Here is a 22,923-nt window from a genome sequence, read left to right as displayed (position 1 = left end):
CGGGTGCGGCGGGACCGGCTCGGCCCGCCGCGCCACGTACCAAGGAGACAACCACCTGTGAACGTTCTTGTTCTGGGCGCCACCGGAACGATCGGCCGGCACATTGTCGCCGAGTTGGCGCATCGGGGACATCACACCCTCAGTGGCCTGCGGACCGGATCCGAGGCGTCCCCACCGCCCGGCGACACGGTCGTGGTCGATCCGCTCTCGCCGGACTCGGTGGCGGCGGCGGCTCGCGGTGTCCACGCGGTCGTCAGCGCGTTGGGAGGGAGCCGCCACGGTCACCCCGGCCTGGTCCGCGAGGCGATGCCAGTCGTGGTCCAGGGCCTCGAAGGCGCCCATGTCCACCGGCTGTTGGTGGTCGGCGGTGCCGGCAGCCTCCTCGACATCGACGGCCGCCGCCGGGTCGACGCGACCGACTTTCCCGCCGCCTGGCGCGCCGGTTCCCTCGCCCAGGCCGACGCGCTGGGTTTCCTGCGGGCCTACACGGGCCCGGTGAACTGGAGCTATCTGTCACCGTCGGACCGCATCGGTGACGGCCCGCGCGGTGGCGTGGAACTGGGGGAGAACCACCTGCTGCGCGCACCCAATGGCGAGAGCTGGATCAGCCTGGGGGACTATTCCGGCGTGCTCGTCGATGAACTCGAGCGCAATCACCATCCTCGGCGCCGCTTCACCGCCCGCAGCGAGCGCTCTGCCGCCTAGCCAGGCGTCGGGTGCCGCGGGGGCAGCATGGGGGCGGCCGGTCGACTGACCGGCCGCCCCCTGCCGTTGTCCTACGGCCAAGAGCGTGTGCGGGGTCGGGCAGATCGGCCCCGCACGCGTCACGTCGTGCGAATGGACTGTCAGTCCCAGTGGTCCGGCACGTTCTTGAGAGAGACGCCGGCGGGGGAGGCGAACCCGCCGGGGGCCGTGAACCGCTTGCCGATGCCCTGCCAGACCGCGTCGTAGTCGTGCTGGCGATGTGCGGCGGCCATGGCCTGCTCGGACACGACCACCGGCAGCCGGGTCTCGAACATGAAGGCCAGGGTGTTGTCGACCTTCTGTGGGCTCAGCTCCACTGTGCTGGCCCGCTCGTAGGTGGTGGCATCGGCGCCGTGCGAGGTGAAACAGTTGTGCAGGCTGGCGCCCCCGGGCACGAACCCCTCTGCCTTGGCGTCGTAGACGCCATGGACCAGTCCCATGAATTCACTCATCACGTTGCGGTGGTACCACGGCGGCCGGAACGTGTCCTCGCCCACGAGCCAGCGCGGCGGGAAGATGACGAAGTCGGCATTGGCGGTGCCGGCATGCCCGCTCGGTGAGGTCAGCACGGTGTAGATCGACGGATCGGGGTGATCGAAGCTGACTGTTCCGATGACCATGAAGTTGCGCAGGTCGTACTTGTAGGGCGCGTAGTTGCCGTGCCAGCCCACCACGTCCAGGGGCGAGTGGTCGTAGTCCGCGGCCCACAGGCCGCCCAGGTACTTCTGCACGACCCTCGCCGGCTCGTCCCGCTCCTCGAAGGCGGCCACCGGAGTCAGAAAGTCACGGTGGTTGGCCAGCCCGTTGGAGCCGATCGGACCGAGCTCGGGCAACGTGAACATCCGGCCGTGGTTCTCCAGCACGTATCCGCGGGCGCGGGCGTCGCGCAGCCGCACCTGGAAGCGGATACCGCGCGGCACGACCGCGATCTCCTGCGGAGCCACATCGAGGACGCCCAGTTCGGTGCGGAGCTCAAGGCCTCCCTCCTGCGGCACTATCAGCAGCTCCCCGTCCGCGTCGACGAAGTAGCTGTCGGTCATCGAGGACGTGGCGGCGTACAGGTGGATCGCCACGCCCTCCTGCGCGCGGACGTCACCGGTGCCGCCGTAGGTGAACAGACCCGCGACGAAGTCGACCTCCCCTTCGGGGAAGGGGAGCGGGTCCCAGCGCAGCCGGTTCGGCTCCGGACAGTCATTGACGACGGGACTGGCCAGCAGGCTCCTCCGGCTGATCCTGCGGAAAGGCGTGTGGGCCGCGGACGGCCTGATGCGGTACACCCACGTCCTGCGGTTCTCGGCCCGGGGAGCGGTGAACGCCGTACCGCTCAGTTGCTCGGCGTACAGACCCAGCGGCGCCTGCTGCGGACTGTTGCGCCCTTCCGGCAGGGCCCCGGCCACCGCCTCGGTGACGTGCTGGTTGCCGAAGCCCGGCAAGTACGTCCGGTTGGTGACTGAGGCGTTCTCAACGCGCTCTGCGCGCTGAGGATTTGTCGTCATGGCGGCCTCCGGGATCTGTGTTTCTCGGCAACGGGTCTTGTCACGGGTCGCTCCGTGTCCTACGTTTCTATACGATCGTATTGAAACGGTCTCGTCAAGGGACAGGAGACCCGATGTCATACCCGGCCCTGCCGGACTGCCGACTACAGATCGGCGGCCGGCACGTGGATGCCGCAGAGGGCGCGACCTTCAAAGTGATCAGCCCGAGCGACGGGTCCGTGATCTGTGAAGTCGCCTCCGCTTCGGCGACGGACGTCGACCTGGCCGTACGCGCCGCCCGGGCGCAGTTCGACGCGGGAGAGTGGTCCACCCTCTCAGGAGCCGACCGCGGGCGAGTGCTGCACCGGCTTGCCGACCTGGTCGAGGCGCACGCCGCCCGGTTCGCGGGCCTGGAGGCCTGGGACGTGGGCAAGCCCTACCAGGACACCCTGCACGTGGACGTGCAGCTCGCCGCGGACACCTTCCGCCACTTCGCCGGCTGGGCCGACAAGCTCACCGGCAGTGCCGTCCCCGTGCCGGACTTCGTCGGCCGTCCCCGCTTCTCCTTCACCGAACGGGTGCCCGTCGGCGTCATCGCGGCGATCACTCCGTGGAACGCACCCACGATGATCGCCTCGTGGAAGCTCGCCTCCGCGCTCGCCGCAGGATGCACCGTCGTCCTGAAGCCGGCCGAGGACGCTCCCCTCACCGCCCTGCTCCTCGGGGAACTGGCGGCCGAGGCGGGACTTCCCGCCGGGGTGCTGAACATCGTCCCGGGCACCGGCACGGTCGCCGGCGCGGCCCTGACGGCCCACCCGGGTGTCGACAAGATCTCGTTCACCGGCAGTCCCCAGGTCGGACGGGCCATCGCCGCCGAGGCGGCCCACAGGCTCATACCTGTCACGCTCGAACTCGGCGGAAAGTCCCCGCAGATCGTGCTCCCGGGCGCCGACGTCGACCAGCTCGCTCCCACCGCCGCCTTGTCCCTGTTCGCCAACAGCGGCCAGACCTGCGCCGCCGGCACGCGGATCCTCGTGCACCGCTCGCTGGTCGGCGACGTCGCGGAGGCACTCGCCGAGCAGGCCCGCGCACAGCGCCTGGGTGACCCGTTCGACGAGAACACCACTATGGGCAGCCTCATCAACGCCCGTCAGCGCGACCGCGTACTGGATTACATCGCCGTGGGCAGGCGGGAAGGCGCCGAACTCATCACCGGCGGGCGGGGAGTGCGGCGGCCCGGCTTCTACGTCGAACCCACCGTCTTCATCGGCGGCAACCGGCTGCGCATCTCCCAGGAGGAGATCTTCGGCCCGGTTGGCACGATCATCCCGTTCGACGACACCGAGGAGGCCGTCGCCCTGGCCAACGACACCGAATACGGGCTCGCCGCCGTCGTCTGGTCCCAGGACATCGCCGCGGCCATGAACGTCACTCGTCGGCTGCGGGTCGGTGCGGTATGGGTGAACGCCTGGGGACCCCCCGATCCCCGCCTGCCCTGGGGCGGTATGAAAACCAGCGGAATCGGCAGGGAGCTGGGCCTTTCCGGCCTGCACGCCAATACGGAGGAACGCGTTGTCAACATCGTCTACTGAAGCCGCCGCCCGCGACGGCGCCGTTCCGGACGCGCAACTGGCCGAACAGGTCAAATCGGTCCACCGCAGCTATCCCACCGGCGTCACGATCGTCACCGGTTTCTCCGGCGTCGCCCCGGTGGGGCTGGCCGTCAACGCCTTCTCCAGCGTCTCGCTGGACCCGCCGCTCGTCCTGGTCTGTCTGGCCGCGACCTCGGCCTCCTACCCGGCGTTCTTCGCCTCCGACCGCATGGCCGTGAACATCCTCGCCCATGACCAGGAGGATGTCGCGGCCGCGTTCGGACGCTCCAACCCGCACAAGTTCCGCGACGTCACCTGGAGCACCGGGGAACACGGGGCTCCGCTGCTGGACGGCGTGGCCTCGGCGCTGGAAGTCGTCATCGAAAGCCGCCTGCCCGCCTTCACCCACACCGTCTTCATCGCCCGGGTCGTCAATGCCGTCTGCAACGGGAAACGCCCGCTGGTCTACCTCGACCGGCGCTTCTTCGACAGCACCACACTGCCCGGACTCGACCCTGACGAGTGACTGGAGACCTCCACCATGAACACCACCGTCCCTCCCCGCGACATCGTTCTGTCGATGTGGCGCGCATTCGAGGCCGATCACGACCTGGCCGTGCTCGACCGCTACTTCGCACCCGGCTACCAGCGATTCGTGGGCCGCTCACCCGCCGTCGACCTCAAGGGCTGGAAGGCCACCCTGCAGTCGCTCTACACGGCCTTCCCCGACTTCCACACCGCCATCGACGTGGTCGTCGCCGAAGGCGACTGGGTCACCTACCGCTGGACGGCTACGGCCCGGCACCTCGGCGACTACCTCGGCGTCCCCAGCACCGGAAAGTTCATAGAGGCAGTGGGCATCTCGATGATCCGCTTCGAGGACGGCCGCATCCGAGAGGAACGCTCCTCATGGAACAAGGTCGACGTGCTCCACCAGCTGGGCGTCCTGCCCATCTCCCCGCTCTGAGTGCCGGCCGCCCGGGCCGAACGCGTAAGATCAGCGCATGCCACGCGCAGTTGATCACGCCGAACGACGGGCACAGCTTGCCCGCGCCGTCTGGCAGATTGCCCGTGACGAGGGGGTCGATGCCCTCTCGGTCCGGCGCGTCGGGGAAGCCGCGGGATGGAGCGGCGGGGCAGTGCAGTACTACTTCCCCACCAAGAACGCCCTCCTCCAGCACGCCTTCGGTCTCGTCAAGGAACGCACCGTCAGCCGCATCCACGACATCGCGCGCAGCAGCCCCGAGGACAAGGCGTTGCGTGCGGCCGTGATGTCGCTGCTGCCGACGGACGCGGACATCGCCGCCGAAAGCGAGATCTGGTTCGCCTTCATGGGGCTTGCGCTGGGTGAGCCCGGGCTGCGCAGCATGGCGGAGGAGGGACACCGCACCATCGCCGCCGAGCTGCGACAGCAGATCACGCGAGCTCAGACGATCGGCGTGGTACATCCCGACCGAGACCCGGAGGATGTCACGACCGAGCTGCTGGCCATCTGCGACGGGTTGTGCGTCCAGCAGCTGTACCGGCCTCAGGATCTGTCGACCGAGCGGATGATCCGCGTCCTGGACCGCAGGCTGGCCGACCTGGTCGGCCCTTCCCACGAGTAGTCGCGGCCGTCCGGCACGGCCCCACACCACCGCGGTGAGGGCACAACGACTCGGTGCACATCAGATGGTGATCGGCCATCACCCTCGACACCGACCCGCCAGCCGTCCCGGAGCGGCCACGGTGCCGGGCACCACGGAATGAGGCGAGCTCTCGCCCGCGTCGCCTCCCTCGGATGACGGAAGGCTGGGCCCTGCCCAGCTGAAGGCCGTCATCACACCGCTGTGTCGATGTCGGCAGACCGTTCCTCGGCCTTGCCGTCTCCCCGCACTCGGCACGCGGTCCCGCCCCGTCCCCGAATACGGCCCGAGCCGTATCAGACACGCATCCGCGTACGTGACCTCGCGGGTACTGCCCCGCTCTCTCCCCACCGCCTTGCCGCGAAAGGAACCGACATGGCCGCCCACTTTCCCTCTGCAGCCGAGGCGCTGTACGACGTGCTCTTCGACGGAATGACCGTGGCCGTCGGTGGATTCGGTCTCTGTGGAATTCCCGGCGACCTGATCGCAGCGGTACGGGACTCCGGCGTCACCGATCTCACCGTGATCTCCAACAACATGGGCGTGGACGGGATCGGACTCGGCGTCCTCCTGGAAGCCGGCCAGGTTCGCAAAGTCATCGCGTCCTACGTCGGCGAGAACAGACTGTTCGCCCAGCAGTACCTCGACGGCGCACTTGACGTGGAATTCAACCCCCAGGGCACGCTCGCGGAGCGCCTCCGCGCCGGCGGCGCCGGTATCCCCGCGTTCTACACCCGGACCGGAGTCGGCACCGAGGTGGCCCAGGGCAAGGAGACCAAGACATTCGACGGAGTCGACTACGTGCTCGAACGCGGACTCGTCGCCGACGTCGCACTGGTGAGAGCGCATCGCTCGGATCGCCTCGGCAACCTCGTCTACCGCTACACGGCGCGCAACTTCAACCCCGTCGTCGCAACCGCCGGTCGGGTCACCGTGGCCGAGGTCGACGAGGTCGTCACCGATGGACAGATCCACCCGGACGAGGTGGTGACACCCAGCATCTACGTGCAGCGCGTCGTGCGGACGACCAGCAGTGAAAAGCACATCGAGCAACGGACCACCCGGCCGCGCGCCGCGGCATCCGCCTGAACGCTTCCGAGCGCCACATAAGAGGAGCAGCCAGTGAGCTGGAACCGCGACGAGATGGCGGCCATGGCCGCATCGGAACTGCACGACGGTGCTTACGTCAACCTGGGCATAGGCATCCCTACTCTGGTGGCCAATCACATACCCGACGGCGTGAGAGTCACGCTGCAAAGCGAGAACGGCCTGCTGGGCATGGGGCCATTTCCCTACGAGGGCGACGAGGACGCCGACCTCATCAACGCCGGAAAGCAGACGGTCACCGTCCTCGCCGCCGGCAGCATCTGCGACTCAGCGGCGTCCTTCGCCATGATCCGCGGCGGGCACGTCGACGTCACCGTCCTGGGCGCCATGCAGCTGTCGCAACGCGGAGACCTTGCCAACTGGAGCATCCCGGGAACCATGGTCAAAGGCATGGGCGGAGCCATGGACCTCGTCGCGGGGGCCCGGCGCGTCATCGTTCTGACCTCCCACACGGCCAAGGACGGCACTCCGAAACTGGTGAAGGAATGCACGCTCCCACTCACCGGTACGGCCGTGGTGGACCGTGTCATCACCGACCTGGCGGTCTTCGACATCGCCGAGGGGCGGTTGACCCTCGTCCGCAGGGCCCCGGGCGTCACTCTTGAACACCTTCGCTCGGTCACCGAGGCCTCTTTCACGGTCCTCGAACACGCAGGGAAGGAACGGTGACCGCCACCGGGATCAAGCCCGTGCCGAGCCCACCCGCGGATGCCCGAAACAGCCCGGACAGACGCCGCCGGCCGAGCAGGGAGCGTGCCGACGCGACGCGTAACCGCGAGCAGCTCCTGCGCACCATCCGCTCGATGATCGAACATGACGGGGCGGAGAAGGTGACCATGGAAACCCTCGCCGAACAAGCCGGCGTGGGAAAGGGAACCGTGTTCCGGCGTTTCGGCACTCGAGCCGGCATCTTCCAGGCACTTCTCACCGAAGAGGAGAGCCGCTTCGAGAAGGAGGTCGAATCCGGACCACCCCCGCTGGGACCGGGCGCCGACCCGGTACAGCGCCTCGTCGCCTACGGTCGCGCCCGCATCGAGTTCCTCCTGGCTCACAAGGCGATCGTGCGGGAGTCGATCGAGCATTGCCGGCCCACGCCTCAGGGCGGACTCACCATGACTCTCCCGCACATTCGCGCGCTGCTGGGACAGACCGGCACTCCTTGGTCCGTGACGGACCTGGACTGTCTTGCCATGCAGCTCACAGCGGCGCTGGAAGGACCGCTCCTGTTGCACCTGGAGGCCGAATCCGTACCGGCGCCCGGGTCGAACAGCCATGCGCTTGCGGCGAGTTGGCAGTGGTTGATCGAACGGCTTCTCCGTGATTGACGCCACCGCTCGCACGGAGACCGTCCGGTGTCGATGGGCCCGGCAACGGAACGCGCGGATCCGACACCACAGTTCCGGTGCGGAGAAGCCGACTTCGGTCTTTCTGGCACCTTCGTCGAGGAGATGGGGATCTGTTGGGGGCGGCCTGCGAAGAGGCACAAGAACGTCTCGGGACGTGGCCGACACGCTTCCACTGTGGCTGGAACTACACGCTCCGCTCCTGGCGTCCGATGGACATGACGACTACCGGCAGAACACCGGACGGGGTCCTGGCGGGCAGACCAGGTCGCTTCACCCGGCGTTCGCTCCAGGACCCGGAACGGACTGGGATGACCTGCCGGCAGTTCGGCGAGCTCATCGACTCGTCAGCGCCTGGAAGACTGCGTTTGCACAGGTCGGCTTCCGGCGGGGGTCATGTTGCGGTGTTGTCTCCCGTGCCGGTGATCGGGCCGTGGGGTCCGGCCACCGGTGTACGCGGGGTGCTGTCGGGTTGCCCGTGCGGCGTGTGCGGCCGTGGTGCTCGGAGGGCCGGCGCGGGTAGCGGATGCGGGATGTGGTCGTCGATGCCGGCGAGGGAGCGACGGGCGCCGACGACGAGCTGGAACGGTGAGTGTGCAGGGTCGCCGGCGTACGCCTCGATCTGGCCCGACGCGGTCGGCGGTGGCCAGGAGGCGCGCCGCAGGGCGCGTTGCTGGGCCTCCCACAGGACGGTGACGGGGTCGACGGGCTCGTTGCGGCGGGCGAGGGCGGTGAGGCACTGCCGCAGTCCGGCGTACAGGGGGTGGGTGAAGTCCTCGGGGATCAGCCACCGCACGGAGACGATGTCGGCTGGGTGGGCGGTGGAGGTCGCCAGCAGCAGTTACTCCTCCTCGACCGCCTCCGTGCAGTCGGGGGCGAAGGGCGTTGGAGGGGCCGCAGGGCGCGGCAGCATGCCTGAGCGGTGCGGGAATCGGGCTGCCATGTCATGCACGACTGCGGCGAGCGCGTCGGCCTCGGCGAGCACCGTCTGGACGGGGTGCGGGCGGGAGGGATCGTGGACGGCTTGGACGAGGCGCCCGGCGGCCGTCTGCGGACGGCGACGGGCGCGTTCGGGCTCGACCGTGCGCGCGTACGCCGCCGAGTGACGGGTCCACGGACAGACCTGGATGAAGGCGTGCAGGTCGGAAGCGGTCAGCTCACGCGCCTTCTCACGTCCCCTGGCCAGCACATGGTTGAGCCATGTGGTGTTCTTCGCGTGCCCGGCGGGGTCGGGCGGAGGCAGGGTGCCGATCGCGGCGAACACGGCGGCATACGCGGCGTTGGAGAACGATTCGGCGGCGATCCCTGTCACGTTGGCGAGACGGTGTGGATCGAGGAGGAGGGCACCGAGGAGGGCCCGCTCGACGTAGCGCACGGGCGGCGTACGCGTGTCGGGCGGGTCGTCGCGGTCGCGGCCCTCGGTGGGCACGGAGGCAGGGGGCACCAGGCGACGAGGGCGAAGTCGTCGGGGTCGAGGGTGACGCCGAGGTGCGGGGCGAGGAGGCGGCCGGCGAGCGACGGCGGTACGGCGTCGCCGCTCTGCGATAACTGCTGTCCCTTGTAGCCGGCCCAGGGGCAGTCGGCGGGGAAGGTCTGCAGGAGGCCGGCCTCGCGCGCGGTGATCCGGATCGGCTCCGGCACCCCTGGTACGCCCGGGACCGCGTCCGTCGTCGGCGCCGGGTCCGGTTCGGGGATCCGGGTGCACTCGTTGGCCCGGTGACCGAAGAGTTGCCGCGCAGGGACCAGGACCAGCGGTGTGCCTCGGTGGTGGACGCCGTTGTTGGAGCATCGGCGGTCTGGTTCTGGCGGGTGCCGTGCCGCACCGGCCGTCCGGAGCTTTCGCGGCGGGACTGCCCGGTCAGGCCCTCTGGTCGGGGAGTCCGGATGTCGCGGCCGAGCGTCGGACAGCGTCTTGCGGGAGCCCGACGGGAAGGGTTCGGGTCCGCCGATAGGGAGGGTCGGGGCGGCAGGCGACAACGCGGCCATGGAGTCCCTCTTCAGTCTGCTGCAGAAGAACGCCCTCGACCGCCGCTCGTGGGCCACCCGTCAGGAATTTCGGATCGCGACCGTGACCTGGATCGAGTGGGCCTCCCACCGACGCCGCCGACAGACCCCCATGGCCGCAAGTACTTCACGCTTCCCAAGGGCGGGAAGACACGCGTCGTAGACATGCCGCGTTCGGCCTGCCAGGGGAACAAGGTCGAGCTTCCGTGCGGCGGTCCTGAACCAGACCGGATGCGGAAGAAGTTCGGCCTTGTTCTGACAACGAAGTACGGGAACGTGGTCGCGGCCAATACTGGGAGCACGGAGATATGGAAGCCTGCGCTGGCCAAGGCGGGAGTAATCCCCCCCACGGGCGACGGGTGCGAAACCGTGGCAATGGCTAGCGGCGCCGAAGGACGGGTCGGTCGTAACCCTCGCCGAGTGGCTGGGGCATTCGTCGCCGACCATCACCCTCGACCACTGCGCCCACTTCGTGCCGGAGGCGGGTAGGAAGGGGCGCAGAGCGATCGTTAGCCTGCTGGGGGAGCGGACGGAGGAGCGCTCCCACTCGAACTCCCCAGATTCTCCCCAGGACCGGTCCTGAGCGCTGACCGATCCGGCCGATGCGCGGAAACAGCGAGGTGAGAGGCCCTATGTTCACCACCCGTCCCACCCTCCAGGGCACCTTCGGCATGGTGTCCTCCACACACTGGCTGGCCTCCCAGTCGGCGATGGCGGTCCTGGAGACCGGCGGCAACGCGTACGACGCGGCCGTCGCCGGCGCCTTCGTCCTGCACGTGGTCGAGCCGCACCTCAACGGCCCGGCCGGCGAGGTGCCGATCCTGCTCGCCCCGGCCGGCGGCGAGGTACGGGTGCTGTGCGGCCAGGGTGTGGCCCCGGCCGGCGCCACCGTCGCCCACTACCGGGGGCTGGGCCTGGACCTCGTCCCCGGCACCGGCCCGCTGGCCGCGGCCGTTCCCGGCGCCTTCGACGCCTGGCTGCTCCTGCTGCGCGACCACGGCACCAAGCCCCTCGACGAGGTCCTGCGGTACGCCATCGGGTACGCCGAGCACGGACACGCGCCCGTGGAGAACGTCGGTGCGACGGTGGAGAGCGTCCGCGAGCTGTTCGAGACCGAGTGGACGTCCTCGGCGGAGCTCTACCTGCCCGGCGGACGGGCACCCCGCCCCGGCGCGCTCTTCCGCAATCCCGCCCTCGCCGCCACCTGGAAGCGGCTGCTCGCCGAGACCGCGGGCGCCGGGGACCGGGAGGCCCGGATCGACGCGGCCCGCGAGGTGTGGCGCACCGGTTTCATCGCCGAGGCCCTGGTCCGGCAGGCCGCCCGCCCCGCCATGGACACCAGCGGTGAACGGCACACCGGCACCCTCACCGCCGCCGACCTGGCCGGCTGGTCCGCGAGCTACGAGAGCCCGGTGTCGTACGACTGGAACGGCTGGACCGTGTGCAAGGCGGGCCCCTGGAGCCAGGGGCCCGCCCTCCTCCAGCAGCTCGCACTGCTGCCGCCCGAGCCGTCCGAGCTGCCCGGGTACGGCTCCGCCGACTACGTCCACCTCCTCGTCGAGGGCTGCAAGCTCGCCATGGCCGACCGGGAGGCCTGGTACGGGGACGCGGCCGAGGTACCGCTGGCCGAGCTGCTCTCCGACGCGTACAACGCCGAGCGGCGGGGCCTGATCGGCGTCCTGGCCTCCGAGGAGCTGCGGCCCGGCAGCCCCGGCGGACGCGTGCCGCGACTGCCCGGGTACGCGCGCGTGGAGGCCGGGAGGAGCACCGCCTTCGACCCGCTGGGCGCCGGTGAGCCGACGGTCGCGCAGGTCGCCGCCGACGGCAGCACCCGGGGCGACACCTGCCACCTGGACGTGGTCGACCGCTGGGGCAACATGATCGCGGCCACCCCCAGCGGCGGCTGGCTGCAGTCCAACCCCGTCGTCCCCGAGCTGGGCTTCCCGCTCGGCACCCGGCTCCAGATGGCCTGGCTGGAGGAGGGCCTGCCGAACTCCCTCACGCCCGGCCGGCGCCCCCGCACCACCCTCACCCCCTCCCTCGCGCTGCGCGACGGGGTCCCGGTACTGGCCTTCGGCACACCCGGCGGCGACCAGCAGGACCAGTGGCAGCTGCACTTCTTCCTGGCCGTCGCGCTGCGCGGCCCGGTGCGCGGCGGGCTCGACCTCCAGGGCGCGATCGACGCCCCGAACTGGCACAACGACAGCTTCCCCAGCTCCTTCCACCCGCGCGGAAGCCGCCCCGGAAGCGTGACCGTCGAGTCGCGGACGGACCCCCGGGTGGTGGCCGGGCTGCGGCTGCGCGGCCATGACGTGACGGTCGGGCCGGACTGGTCGGAGGGGCGGCTGTGCGCGGTCGCGCGGGACCCGGAGACCGGGGTGCTGTCGGCGGCGGCCAATCCGCGCGGGATGCAGGGGTACGCGGTGGGGCGCTGACTCCGGGATGCCGCGCCGTCTGTTCGTCCGGATTCCATCGGCCGTACACCCCGGCGGCGGGGATTGTCAGTGGCGCGTGCTCTCATGGGGGACATGATCGAAGCAACGGAGACCATCGACGAGTTTCTCCTCCAGCACGCCGGTGACGTCGAGGACGCCATCCGCAAGGCCGCCCGCACCGAGATCATGCCGCGCTGGCGGCGGCTCGCCGATGACGAGGTCGACCAGAAGGCCGGGCCGCACGATCTGGTGACGGACGCCGACCGGATGGCCGAGAAGTACCTCACCGGGGCGCTCGGCGCCCTGCTGCCGGGCTCCGTCGTGGTCGGCGAGGAAGCGGTGCACGCGGACCCGTACACCTACGAGGCGATCCAGGGCGACGCGCCGGTGTGGATCGTCGACCCGGTCGACGGCACCCGCCAGTTCGTCCGGGGCGAGGACGGCTTCTGCACGCTGGTCGCGCTCGCCCACCGGGGCGTCCTGCTCGCCTCCTGGACCTACGCCCCGGCCCGCGACCAACTGGCCACGGCGGTACGCGGGAAGGGCGCCTTCCTCGACGGCGTACGGCTGCTCGCCGGGGCGCCCGCGCAGGGCCGGGACCTCCGCATAGCCACCTCCCACCCGGACTATACGACCGACGCGCAGAAGCGCGCGCTGCACGCCCTGTGGGTCGACGGCGTCGCCCCGCGCGCCTGCGGCTCGGCGGGCCTGGAGTATCTCGCCGTCGCCCGGGGCGAGTTGGACGCGACCGCGTTCTCCTGGGAGGCCGCCTGGGACCACGCGGCCGGGCTGCTGCTGGTCGAGGAGGCGGGCGGCGCCCACCTCACCCTCGGCGACGAGCCGTTCCGCATCACGGGCGGCAACACCCTGCCGTTCACCGCGGCCCGCGACGCGGCGACCGCCCGTCGGGTGGTGGACCTGCTGCAGAACCCGCACTGGTAACCCCGAGCGAGGAGGGTGTCAGTCCTGCGGCATATCCTGAAGCCGAGTGGCCATCGGCTGACGAAGGGGTCCGAAGGTGCCGTCGATGCTCGATGCGGTCGTGGTGGGGGCGGGGCCGAACGGCCTGACGGCCGCCGTGGAGCTGGCCCGGCGCGGTTTCTCGGTCGCCCTCTTCGAGGCGAAGGGCACCGTCGGCGGCGGCGCCCGCACCGAGGAGCTGACGCTTCCCGGCTTCCGGCACGACCCGTGCTCCGCCGCGCACCCGCTCGGCATCAACTCGCCCGCGTTCCGCGCGCTGCCGCTGGAGCGCTACGGCCTGGAGTGGCTGCACCCCGAGCTGCCGATGGCGCACCCGTTCCCCGACGGCCGGGCCGCCGTGCTGGCCCGCTCCGTCGCGGAGACGGCGGCCTCGTTCGGACCGCGTGACGCGGGCACCTACCGCAGGCTGGTCGAGCCGTTCCTGCCCCGGTGGGACACCCTGGCCCGGGACTTCATGTCCCTGCCGCTGACCGCGCTGCCCCGCGACCCCGTCACCCTCGCCCGCTTCGGCCTGGTCGGGCTGCCGCCCTCCACCCTGCTGCTGCGCCGCTTCCGCGACGAACGGGCCCGCACCCTCTTCGCCGGTCTCGTCGCCCATGTCATGGCCCCGCTCAGTGGCTTCGCGACCGGCGCCATCGGCCTGGTCTTCGCGCTCGCCGCGCACGCCCGCGGCTGGCCGGTGGCCAGGGGTGGCTCCCAGTCCATCTCCGACGCCCTCGCCGCCTACCTGAAGGACCTCGGCGGCGCGATCCACACCGACTACGAGGTCAAGCGCCTCGACGACCTGCCGCCCGCGCGGTCGTACATCTTCGACACCTCGCCCACCGCGCTCGCCCGTATCGCCGGCCTCGGCAACTACTACCGGGACTACCGCTACGGCCCGGGCGTCTTCAAGATCGACTACGCGCTGGACGGCCCAGTGCCGTGGACGGCCCCCGAGGCCCGCCGCGCGGGGACCGTGCAGATCGGCGCGGACAGCACGGAGATCGGCACCGCCCTGCGCGCCGCCTCCCGCGAGGGCCGCGCCCCCGACCGGCCGTTCATGATCACCGTGCAGCCCAGTGTCGTGGACCCGGCCCGCGCCCCCGAGGGCAAGCACGTCTTCTGGGCGTACGCCCATGTGCCCAGCGGCTGGACCGGCGACCTCACCGAGGTGATGGAGCGTCAACTGGAGCGCTTCGCCCCGGGGTTCCGCGACCGCGTCCTGGCCCGCGCCACCGCGGGCCCTGCCGAACTCGCCGCCCGCAACGCCAACTACGTCGGCGGCGACATCGGCACCGGCGCGGTCTCCGGCCTCCAGATCCTGCTGCGCCCCAAACTCTCCCTGTTCCCGTACGGCACCCCGCACCCGGCCGTCTTCATCTGCTCGTCGGCCACCCCGCCGGGCCCGGGCGTGCACGGCATGTCGGGACACAACGCGGCGAAGGCCGTGTGGAGGAGGCTGAGACAGTCATGACCCCCCGCATCACGCTCGCCCAGGGCGACATCACCCGGCAGACCGCCGACGCGATCGTCAACGCGGCCAACTCCTCCCTGCTCGGCGGCGGAGGCGTCGACGGCGCCATCCACCGGCGCGGCGGCCCCGCGATCCTGGCGGAGTGCCGCAAGCTGCGCGCCGGGCATTATGGCAAGGGCCTGCCCACCGGACAGGCGGTCGCCACCACGGCCGGGGAACTCGACGCGCAGTGGGTCATCCACACCGTCGGCCCCGTCCACTCCGCCACCGAGGACCGCTCCGCCCTCCTCGCCTCCTGCTACCGCGAGTCCCTGAAACGCGCCGACGAACTCGGCGCCCGCACCGTCGCGTTCCCCGCCGTCTCCACCGGCGTCTACGGCTGGCCCATGGACGACGGCGCCCGCATCGCCGTGACCACCGTCCAGGACACGGACACCGCCGTCGAAGAGGTCCGCTTCGTCCTCTTCGACCACCACGCGTACGAGGCGTTCGCCCGACGGCTGGCCTGATTCGCCCGACGGCCGGCTTGAGGCGAGCGCGGCGGGAGGGGTTTCTCATGCGGTCGGCGTGGGGCGCTCCGGCCTACGGGGGCGTCCGGCGGGCGGTCTCGGGTGACTTGGCCTGCGAGGCGTTCCTCCGGCGGCTGGCTTGGGGCGAGTGGGGCGGGAGGGGTTTTCCGGCGGCTGGCCTGGGGCGCTCCGGCCCACGGGGCGTCTGGCGGTCGGTTTCGGGTGAGTCGGCCTGTGAGGGGTTTGTCCGGCGGCTGGCCGGGGTGATTCGGCTTCGTGGGGATGCGTCCGGGGGCGGCGTGAGATGAGTCGGTCCGCGAGGGGTTTGTCCGGCCATGGCTTGTGGCGACCCGGCCTACGAGGGGTCTGCCCGGCGTTGGCTTGTGGCGACCGTGCTCACGAGGGGATTGCCCGGCGCCGGTCTGGGCGAGCCTGGCTCCTGGGGCGGTGGCCGGCGGCTGTCCCGTCGGCAGGCACAGGGTGCCGCCCCGTCGTGTGCCCCTCACCCTGGACGGCAGGGAAAGGAGCGGGCCATGCGGGTCGGTGGGCGGGAGGGGTGTGGCGGGTCGCGGTTCGGTGTGGCCCGGTGGCGGGAGCGGACCGCTCGGCTGGTGGTCGCCGCGAAGGCCGCGCACCGGCGGGCGGAGGCCCGGTTCCCGTTCCTCACCCACCTCGCGGACCGAGTGGTGTCCGTGAACCTCTTCGACACCGGCACCCGGCTGGCCGCCCAGTGCTTCCTGGCCGCCGTCCCGCTGCTCTTCGTGTTCGCCGCCTACGCCCCGACGGCGGTCCGGGACCAGCTGATCCGTTCCATGCGCTCGGTGTTCGGACTGACCGGTCCGGCCGACGCCCAGCTCCAGCAGCTGATGCAGCCGCAGGCCGAGAACCTGCGGGAGACCACCGGGGTGATCGGCGGGCTGATGGTGCTGATCTCGGCCACCGCCGTCAGCCGGGCCGTGCAACGGCTGTGCAAACGCGCCTGGGAGATCCCCCGGGCCGGCACCCGGATCGCCCCCTGGCGCTGGGTGGCCTGGCTCGGGCTCTGGATCGGCGTGCTCCTCCTGCAGGGCGCACTGCACGACGGCTTCGGCCTGGGCCCCTGGCTGGGCATCCCGGTCACCCTCGCCTGCCAGACCGGCCTGTGGTGGTGGACCCAGCACTTGCTGCTCGGCGGCCGTATCCCCTGGAAACCGCTGCTGCCCGGCGCCCTGATCACGGCGATCGCGCTCACCGCCCTGACCGTGACCGCCCGGCTGTACATGCCGCTGGCGCTCGACCGCACCCTGGCCGAGTACGGCTCGCTGGGCTCGGTGTTCGTGCTCCTGACCTGGCTGATCGTGGTCTGTCTCGCGGTCACCGGCAGCGTCAGCGCCGGCGCGGTCCTCGCCCAGGAGCCGTTCCTCGCCGGCCACCTCGGGAGTCCTCCACCGCTCCGGGACCGGGACGCGCGGACGGCGGGAACGACGGGTACGGCGGGGAAGGCGCGCACGTCCTGACGCCGGGTGCCCGTCGCCCGTTCGGCACGCCGGGGCGCGCGGCCCGGCGCCGGGACTGAGGCAATGGGGATGACCAGGCATCCCCGTACCCCGGAGGTCTCGTGGCCGAGCCGCCCGCCCCGCAGACCCCCGCCCCGGACGCCGCCGGGAGCGGGAGCGGGCCGGACGGGCACCGGGGCCGCACCGCCGGCCGGCTCGCACGCACCGTCTCCTCGGCCGCCCTCACCGTGCTGACCTGCGTACTGGTGCCCGTCGCCCTGCTCGCTGTCTGGGTGCACGACATCGCCCTGGACACCGACCGGTACGTGGCCACCGTCGCCCCGCTGGCGACCGAACCCGCCGTCCAGGACGCGGCCGCGCACCGGATCAGTGAGGCCGTGGGCGCCCATGTGGACGGCCCCCAGGTCGCCGGGGACCTGGCCGGCTGGCTGCAGTCCAAGGGGCTGCCGCCCCGGGCCGCCGACGCGCTCCGGGGCCTCGGACCGCAGATCGACGCCGCCGTCGACCAGACGGTGACCAAAGTCGCCACGCGGGTGGTGCGCAGCGACGCCTTCGCCGACCTGTGGCGCACCGCCAACCGCGCCGCCCACCAGGCCGTCGACCACGCCCTGACCGGACAGGGCCGGGGCGCCGTCGGGGTCAGCGAAGGCACTGTCACCCTCGACCTGGGCACGGCCGTGGACCGGGTGAAGCAGGAACTGGTCGACGCCGGTCTGAAACCCGCCGACAAGATCCCGCAGGTGGACAGGCAACTGGTGCTCTTCCACTCCGACCAACTGGCCAAGTTCCGCAAGGGCGCGCACCTCCTCGACATCGTCGGGAACTGGTTCCCCGTCCTCGTCGTGCTGCTCGGCGCGGCCGGCGTGTTCCTCGCCCGGGGGCGGCGCCGGGCACTGGCCCGCACCGCGCTGGGCGCCGCCTTCGCCTGCCTGGTGGTGGCCGTCGGCCTGGTCGTGGCCCGCCGCTACTACCTGGACCATCTGCCGCCCGAGGTGCAGTCCAAGGCGGCCGCCGCGGACGTCTTCGACACCCTGCTGCGGTTCCTGCGGGTCAGTCTGCGCACGGCCGTCGTGCTGGGCGTGGTCATCGCCCTCGGCGCGTACCTCATCGGCCCGGGACGGCTGCCGGTCGCCCTCCGGGGCACGTCGGAGCGTACGGCGGACTCCGCGGCCCGCTGGGCGGCCGCCCACCAGATCCGCACCGGACGGGCCGGAACCTGGGCCCTTGCCTACCGCCGCTGGATCACCCTCGGCGCCCTGCTGATCGTCGCCCTCGTCTTCGCCCTCTGGAACCACCCGACCGTCCTCACGGTCCTGCTCCTCGCGATCGTGCTCCTCGCCGTCCTGGCCGTCCTGGCCCTGCTCGCGGCAGGCGGCCGCGTCCCGGACGCCCCCGAACCAGCCGCACCGCCCGCACCCGGCGGGCCCGGCGCACCTGGCGGGCCCGGCATCCGGTAGCCGACGGCCCCGGTCCCCGGGACGGCCCCGGCCCGCGGGACCTCAGGGCCCCGCACGACACCGTGATCCCACCGCCTCGGTGGCCCGGCGCCCCGGCGCCCCACCGCCCTGCCGCCCCGGCGGCCTGCCGCCCCGGCGGCCTGCCGCCCCGGCGGCCTGCCGCCCCGGCGGCCTGCCGCCCCGGCGGCCTGGCGCCCCGCGTCCCGCCGCCCCACTGCCCCGCCGCCCCGGCGTCCCAGCGGCCCGGCGCCCCGCGTCCCGCCGCCCCACTGCCCCGCCGCCCCGGCGTCCCAGCGGCCCGGCGCCCCGCGTCCCAGCGGCCCGGCGGCCAGGACTGACAGTCGCGGCCACCGGGACCCGAGGTCCGACCCAGCACAGCCCCGTGATCCCTGCGCGGCCGACCCCTTGCGCCACGCACGCCCCATGCCCCCCCCGCGCTTGCTCGCCCTCCCGCTTGCTCGCCCTCCCGTCTGCCCTCCCTCCTGCGTCTGCCTCGCCCCCCCCGGCGCCTGCCCCACCCCCCGCGCCCTGCGCCGACGCCGCAACACTGGGATGCTGATCGCGTGGAGTTCCGACCACGGTCGGCCGGACACGGGTGGTGATCTCTGTGGCCGCGAGGGACGACAGCACGCGGGGACCGGCGCTCGGGTACGCCGATCCGCTGGGGGAGCCGTTTCTCCGTACCCGGCTCGCGGTGCCGGCCAGGCCCGCCACGTTCGTCCGCAGGCCGAGGCTGACCGCGCACCTCGACCAGGCGCTCGACACACCGCTGACCCTGGTCAATGGGGCGGCCGGTGCGGGCAAGACCCTCCTCGTCGCGGACTGGGCGGCCGGGCTCGGACGGCCGGTCGCATGGCTCACCACCGAGGCGGGCGACCAGGGCCCCGGCATGTTCTGGGCTTATGTGCTGCACGCCCTGCACTCGGCCGGAACCCCGCTGCCCGCCGGACTCACCGGTCCCGGGGGCGTCGGCGGGGACATCGGCATGGTCGGCAACCGGCTGCTGGCCCGCCTCGCCGACGAGCTGGGCGGACTCGACCGGCCCGCGATCCTGGTCCTCGACGAGTTCGACCGGATGGCCGCCCCGGAGACGGCCGAGCAACTGGAGTTCGTGCTGCACCACGCCGGGCGGGGACTGCGGCTGGTCCTCGTCACCCGCACCGAACCCCTGCTGCCCCTGCACCGCTACCGGGCGGCGGCGGCCATGACCGAGGTCAGGAACGACGAGCTGGCCTTCACCCCCGACGAGGCGGCCGACCTGCTGGTCCGACACGGTCTGCGGCTCTCCGGCGACGCCGCCCGCGCCCTGGTGGAGCGCACCCGGGGCTGGGCGGCCGGGCTGCGCCTGAGCGCCCTCGCCGCCCAGCAGAGCACGGATCCGGAGACGTACCTGAAGGAGTTCGAGGCCGGGCACAGCGTCATCGCCGACTTCCTGCTCGCCGAGGTGCTCACCCGGCAGCCGCCCGGGACCCAGGACCTGCTGCTGCGGGTCAGCGTCCTGGACCGGTTCTGCCCCGAACTGGCCGAGGCGCTGACCGGCCGCCCCGACGCCGGGCCGCGCCTGGCCGGGCTGTGCCGGCAGAACGCCTTCGTCGAGGACCTCGGGCACTCCTGGTACCGGCTGCACCCGCTGTTCGGGGAGATCCTCCGGGTCCATCTGCGGGCGCGCTCGCCGGGGCTCGAACCGGAACTGCACCGGCGCGCCGCGTGCTGGCTGCGGGCCCACGGCGCCGTCCCGGAGGCACTGGCCCACGGCGCGGCGGCGGCCGACTGGGAGTTCACCGCCGGTGCCGTCGTCGACGACCTGGCGATCGGCCGGCTCCTCACCGGCCCGCGCGCCGACGACCTCGCCGAACTGTTCGCCGGGATGGGCCCGGAGGCCACGGGCACGGCCGTGGAGCTGGTGCGCGCGGCCCGCGAGCTGTCCGGGCACGACCTCGACCGCGGCCTCGCCCACCTCGGCCACGCCGAAACGAGCCCGGCCCCGGGGGCTTCGGCCGCCGCGAATCGACTGAGCCGGGTGCTCCTGGAGTCCCTGGCGGCCCGGCTGACCGGCGCCCCCGCCCGTGCCGAGCAGGCGACGGCGGCGGCCGGGGACCTCCGCCAGGAGGTGCCCGCCCGGCTGCTCGCGAAGCATCCGGAAGTGACCGCCCTGCTGCTCAGCCACCTGGGCTCGGCCCGGGTGTGGGCCGGTCGCCTCGACGAGGCGCGCGCCGCCCTGGACGAGGTGGCCGGGCTGCCCGCCGATGCCGCGACCCAGCTGCCCCGGGAGGACTCCCTCGGGCACCTGGCGCTGCTCGACTACTTCGAGGGCCGCCTGGGCAGCGCGGAGAGCCGGGCGCTGGCCGCGACGGACCTGACCCGGCACCGCGGCGGCCGTCCGTTCCCCGGTGCCGGACTCGGCCAGCTGGTGCTGGCCGCCGTGGCCGTGGACCGCGACGAGCTGGGGCGGGCCCGGGCCCTGCTGGACGAGGCCGCCGAGTCCGGTCCGGGTCCCGGCGTGCCCGACCCGGTGACCGAGGGCTGCCGCGCCCTGGTCACGGCCCGGCTGCTGCTGGCGCTCGGCGACACCGAGGCCGCCGTGAGCGCGGCGGTCCCGGCCGTACGGACGCGGGTGCCCTCGCCCTGGGTGCGGGCGGGCGCGGCCCTGACCGCCGCGGCCGCCCAGCTCGCCGGGGGCCGCTCCGACCGGGCCGCCGAGACACTGGACGGGACACCCTGCCCCGGCGTGCCCGTGTACACGGCGGAACTGGCGTGGGCGCGGCTCGCCGCCGGCCGGCGCGAGGAGGCGGTCGAGACGGCCGGCCGGCTCTGCGCGGACGGCGGCACCGGTCCCGGGGTCACGGTCCGCGCCACCCTGGTGCGTGCCCGCGCCGCGGCCGAGGCGGGGGACGAGGACACCGCCCGCAAACTGCTCGCCAGGGCGCTCCTGGAGGCCCGCCAGGACCGGCTGCGGCGCCCGTTCCTGGACGCCGGCCCACGGATCCGGCACCTCCTGGACCTGCCGCCGCTGCACGGCCTGGCCGCCGGCTGGCTGTACGGCGACGGCACCGGCGCCGATCCCGCGCCCCTGCTCGTCGAGGAGCTCAGCGGACGCGAGCGCGAGGTGCTGAGCCGGCTGGCCCAGATGATGTCCACCCAGGAGATCGCCGCCGACCTGTACGTCTCCGTGAACACGGTGAAGACCCACCTCAAGAGCGTCTACCGCAAGCTCGGCGTGGGCCGGCGCGGCGACGCCGTACGCCGGGCCCGCGAACGCGGACTGCTCTGACCCGGGCGGGGCCTCGGATCCGCGGATCCCCACATCCCTGGATCCCCGGTTCACCTGTGCCGGGTGAGGCCGGGCGGCCCCCGCCGGGCGCACGATCGCGGAACAGACCGCAGCACACCGCGGCGGGAGACGGCTCATGCACTACGAGATCCGCGTCGAAGGGACCATGTCGGAGACGCTCACCCAGGCCTTCCCGGAACTGGAACACGTGACGATGTCCGGCCAGACGGTCCTGTTCGGTCCGGTCATCGACGAGGCGCAGCTGTACGGCCTGCTGAACCGCTGTCTGTCGCTGGGGCTGCGGGTCGTGGAGATGCGCCGCCGGCCGGAGTGACGCCGTCGGGCTCCGGCCCGCGCACGATCACCCGCACCGGGTGAGGAAGCCCGGCGTTCGTCGTGCGCACGCTGAGACGGCAGAGCGCGGCCGACCGGCCGATGCCGTGGACGGAGGACACAAATGAGCGCGCAGAACTACCTCGCGTACGACTATCCGCTGCTGAGCGCCTTCTGGACCATGCTGTGGCTCTTCCTGTGGATCATGTGGCTCGTCCTGCTGTTCCGCGTCATCGTGGACATCTTCCGGGACGACACGATGGGCGGCTGGGCCAAGGCCGGCTGGCTGGCCCTCTGCATCGTGGTCCCCTTCCTGGGCGTCCTCGTCTACGTGATCGCCCGAGGCAAGGGCATGGGACAGCGGGAGATCTCCCAGGCCCGCGACCAGCAGAAGGCGTTCGAGTCGTACATCCGGCAGACCGCCCAGGGCGGTACCGGCCCGACCAGCAGCGTCGACGAACTGGCCAAGCTCTCCGAGCTGAAGTCCCGCGGTGACATCTCCGACGAGGAGTTCCGCAGGGCCAAGCAACTGGTCCTCAGCGACGCCGGACCGGCCGGACGTCCCGGCTCGGTGCCCACCGCCCACGGGCGCTGAGCACCCCCTCCGAGAACGAATCGAGGCAGCCGTATGACCGCCACACACCCCGCGCACCACCCGCGCCAGCACACCGCCAAGATGCAGTGGGCCGGAGGGCTGACGGCCTTCGCCGCCGTCATGCTGATGCTCACCGGACTGCTCGCCGTGTTCCGGGGCATCATGGCGATCGCCCAGGACGACGTCTTCGTCACGACCCCCAACTACGTGTTCAAGTTCGACCTCACCAGCTGGGGCTGGATCCACCTGGTCCTGGGTGTGATCGCGGTGGCCGTCAGCATCGGCCTGTTCCAGCCGGCCGCGTGGGCGCGCGGCGCCGGCGTGGCGATCGCCGCGCTGGTGATCATCGCCAACTTCCTGTCCCTGCCGTACTACCCGGTCTGGTCCGTCGTGATGATCGCGCTGTCCGGATTCATCATCTGGGCGCTGTGCGTGGCCCGCGGCGACGACTCCACGGACACGGCCTGATCCTTCCTCCGGGGCCCCGGTAGCCGCCCTCG

Annotated in this window: 21 protein-coding genes and 2 pseudogenes; 19 read left to right on the top strand and 4 right to left on the bottom strand. The window is 72.2% G+C overall.

Going from position 1 to position 22,923, the window contains the following annotated elements; translation table 11 throughout:
* The first annotated feature begins 57 nt into the window (after nucleotides 1-57).
* On the top strand, nucleotides 58-705 hold the full coding sequence (locus tag ACGFZS_RS22850; RefSeq protein ID WP_393796685.1) for an NAD(P)-dependent oxidoreductase: 648 nt from the start codon (nucleotides 58-60) through the stop codon (nucleotides 703-705).
* 140 nt (nucleotides 706-845) lie between these two features.
* Here the strand turns inward: ACGFZS_RS22850 and hmgA are convergent, their stop codons facing one another.
* The gene (gene hmgA / locus ACGFZS_RS22845; RefSeq protein WP_393796684.1) at nucleotides 846-2,240 is read right to left on the bottom strand and encodes a homogentisate 1,2-dioxygenase; all 1,395 of its coding nucleotides are present in this window, start codon (nucleotides 2,238-2,240) and stop codon (nucleotides 846-848) included.
* 113 nt (nucleotides 2,241-2,353) lie between these two features.
* Between hmgA and ACGFZS_RS22840 the strand changes: the two genes are divergently transcribed.
* The 7 genes from ACGFZS_RS22840 to ACGFZS_RS22810 all read left to right on the top strand — a co-directional run bounded on the left by ACGFZS_RS22840 (nucleotide 2,354) and on the right by ACGFZS_RS22810 (nucleotide 7,868).
* Nucleotides 2,354-3,811 carry an aldehyde dehydrogenase family protein gene (locus tag ACGFZS_RS22840; protein ID WP_393653700.1) on the top strand — a complete coding sequence of 486 codons (1,458 nt, stop codon included), beginning with the start codon at nucleotides 2,354-2,356 and terminating at the stop codon, nucleotides 3,809-3,811.
* Nucleotides 3,792-4,337, top strand: a complete 546-nt coding sequence (locus tag ACGFZS_RS22835) for a flavin reductase family protein (protein WP_393653698.1) — start codon at nucleotides 3,792-3,794, stop codon at nucleotides 4,335-4,337. The genes ACGFZS_RS22840 and ACGFZS_RS22835 overlap by 20 nt, the downstream gene beginning before the upstream one ends.
* A 15-nt stretch (nucleotides 4,338-4,352) precedes the next feature.
* Nucleotides 4,353-4,778 (top strand): ester cyclase, encoded by a 426-nt coding sequence (locus ACGFZS_RS22830; protein WP_393796683.1) that lies wholly within the window; start codon nucleotides 4,353-4,355, stop codon nucleotides 4,776-4,778.
* A gap of 37 nt (nucleotides 4,779-4,815) precedes the next feature.
* The gene (locus tag ACGFZS_RS22825; protein ID WP_393653693.1) at nucleotides 4,816-5,418 is read left to right on the top strand and encodes a TetR/AcrR family transcriptional regulator; all 603 of its coding nucleotides are present in this window, start codon (nucleotides 4,816-4,818) and stop codon (nucleotides 5,416-5,418) included.
* A gap of 393 nt (nucleotides 5,419-5,811) precedes the next feature.
* Nucleotides 5,812-6,525: a CoA transferase subunit A gene (locus ACGFZS_RS22820; RefSeq protein ID WP_393653691.1), complete on the top strand. Its 714-nt coding sequence runs from the start codon at nucleotides 5,812-5,814 to the stop codon at nucleotides 6,523-6,525.
* Between the two features lie 33 nt (nucleotides 6,526-6,558).
* Nucleotides 6,559-7,212: a CoA transferase subunit B gene (locus ACGFZS_RS22815; protein WP_393653689.1), complete on the top strand. Its 654-nt coding sequence runs from the start codon at nucleotides 6,559-6,561 to the stop codon at nucleotides 7,210-7,212.
* Nucleotides 7,209-7,868: a TetR/AcrR family transcriptional regulator gene (locus tag ACGFZS_RS22810; protein WP_393796682.1), complete on the top strand. Its 660-nt coding sequence runs from the start codon at nucleotides 7,209-7,211 to the stop codon at nucleotides 7,866-7,868. Before ACGFZS_RS22815 ends, ACGFZS_RS22810 begins: the two co-directional genes overlap by 4 nt.
* Before the next feature lie 412 nt (nucleotides 7,869-8,280).
* Here ACGFZS_RS22810 and ACGFZS_RS22805 read toward each other — a convergent pair whose 3' ends face one another.
* The 3 genes and pseudogenes from ACGFZS_RS22805 to ACGFZS_RS22795 all read right to left on the bottom strand — a co-directional run.
* Entirely contained in the window at nucleotides 8,281-8,682 is a 402-nt protein-coding gene (locus ACGFZS_RS22805) for a hypothetical protein (protein WP_393653685.1), read from the bottom strand.
* A 45-nt stretch (nucleotides 8,683-8,727) separates the two neighbouring features.
* Nucleotides 8,728-9,315, bottom strand: a complete 588-nt coding sequence (locus tag ACGFZS_RS22800; RefSeq protein WP_393653683.1) for a DnaB-like helicase N-terminal domain-containing protein — start codon at nucleotides 9,313-9,315, stop codon at nucleotides 8,728-8,730.
* 17 nt (nucleotides 9,316-9,332) lie between these two features.
* Nucleotides 9,333-9,839, bottom strand: a pseudogene (locus tag ACGFZS_RS22795) (DNA cytosine methyltransferase); the annotation flags it as partial.
* Between ACGFZS_RS22795 and ACGFZS_RS22790 the strand changes: the two are divergent.
* The 11 genes and pseudogenes from ACGFZS_RS22790 to ACGFZS_RS22740 form a co-directional block, all read left to right on the top strand.
* Nucleotides 9,835-10,053 (top strand): annotated as a pseudogene (locus ACGFZS_RS22790) (hypothetical protein); the annotation flags it as partial. The pseudogenes ACGFZS_RS22795 and ACGFZS_RS22790 sit on opposite strands and share 5 nt — an antisense overlap.
* A 469-nt stretch (nucleotides 10,054-10,522) precedes the next feature.
* Nucleotides 10,523-12,325, top strand: a complete 1,803-nt coding sequence (locus ACGFZS_RS22785) for a gamma-glutamyltransferase family protein (protein ID WP_393796681.1) — start codon at nucleotides 10,523-10,525, stop codon at nucleotides 12,323-12,325.
* 93 nt (nucleotides 12,326-12,418) lie between these two features.
* Nucleotides 12,419-13,267, top strand: a complete 849-nt coding sequence (locus tag ACGFZS_RS22780) for an inositol monophosphatase family protein (RefSeq protein WP_393653679.1) — start codon at nucleotides 12,419-12,421, stop codon at nucleotides 13,265-13,267.
* Nucleotides 13,268-13,352: 85 nt separating this feature from the next.
* Nucleotides 13,353-14,762, top strand: a complete 1,410-nt coding sequence (locus ACGFZS_RS22775; protein WP_393653677.1) for a phytoene desaturase family protein — start codon at nucleotides 13,353-13,355, stop codon at nucleotides 14,760-14,762.
* Nucleotides 14,759-15,271 (top strand): O-acetyl-ADP-ribose deacetylase, encoded by a 513-nt coding sequence (locus tag ACGFZS_RS22770; protein WP_393653675.1) that lies wholly within the window; start codon nucleotides 14,759-14,761, stop codon nucleotides 15,269-15,271. Before ACGFZS_RS22775 ends, ACGFZS_RS22770 begins: the two co-directional genes overlap by 4 nt.
* Before the next feature lie 533 nt (nucleotides 15,272-15,804).
* On the top strand, nucleotides 15,805-16,767 hold the full coding sequence (locus ACGFZS_RS22765; RefSeq protein WP_393796680.1) for a YhjD/YihY/BrkB family envelope integrity protein: 963 nt from the start codon (nucleotides 15,805-15,807) through the stop codon (nucleotides 16,765-16,767).
* Nucleotides 16,768-16,868: 101 nt separating this feature from the next.
* Entirely contained in the window at nucleotides 16,869-18,224 is a 1,356-nt protein-coding gene (locus tag ACGFZS_RS22760; protein ID WP_393796679.1) for a hypothetical protein, read from the top strand.
* A gap of 598 nt (nucleotides 18,225-18,822) precedes the next feature.
* Nucleotides 18,823-21,495, top strand: coding sequence for a LuxR C-terminal-related transcriptional regulator (locus tag ACGFZS_RS22755; RefSeq protein ID WP_393797006.1), 2,673 nt, complete (start codon nucleotides 18,823-18,825; stop codon nucleotides 21,493-21,495).
* A 136-nt stretch (nucleotides 21,496-21,631) separates the two neighbouring features.
* Nucleotides 21,632-21,829: a hypothetical protein gene (locus tag ACGFZS_RS22750; protein ID WP_355729719.1), complete on the top strand. Its 198-nt coding sequence runs from the start codon at nucleotides 21,632-21,634 to the stop codon at nucleotides 21,827-21,829.
* Between the two features lie 123 nt (nucleotides 21,830-21,952).
* Nucleotides 21,953-22,423, top strand: coding sequence for an SHOCT domain-containing protein (locus tag ACGFZS_RS22745; protein ID WP_393653667.1), 471 nt, complete (start codon nucleotides 21,953-21,955; stop codon nucleotides 22,421-22,423).
* 33 nt (nucleotides 22,424-22,456) lie between these two features.
* Nucleotides 22,457-22,891, top strand: coding sequence for a hypothetical protein (locus ACGFZS_RS22740; protein WP_393653665.1), 435 nt, complete (start codon nucleotides 22,457-22,459; stop codon nucleotides 22,889-22,891).
* Nucleotides 22,892-22,923: the final 32 nt, after the last annotated feature.

It is taken from the genome of Streptomyces sp. NPDC048288, assembly GCF_043201555.1.
GTDB lineage: Bacteria > Actinomycetota > Actinomycetes > Streptomycetales > Streptomycetaceae > Streptomyces.
The sequence above is the reverse complement of the archived record's forward strand: the minus strand, read 5'-3'. Positions and strand labels throughout refer to the sequence as shown.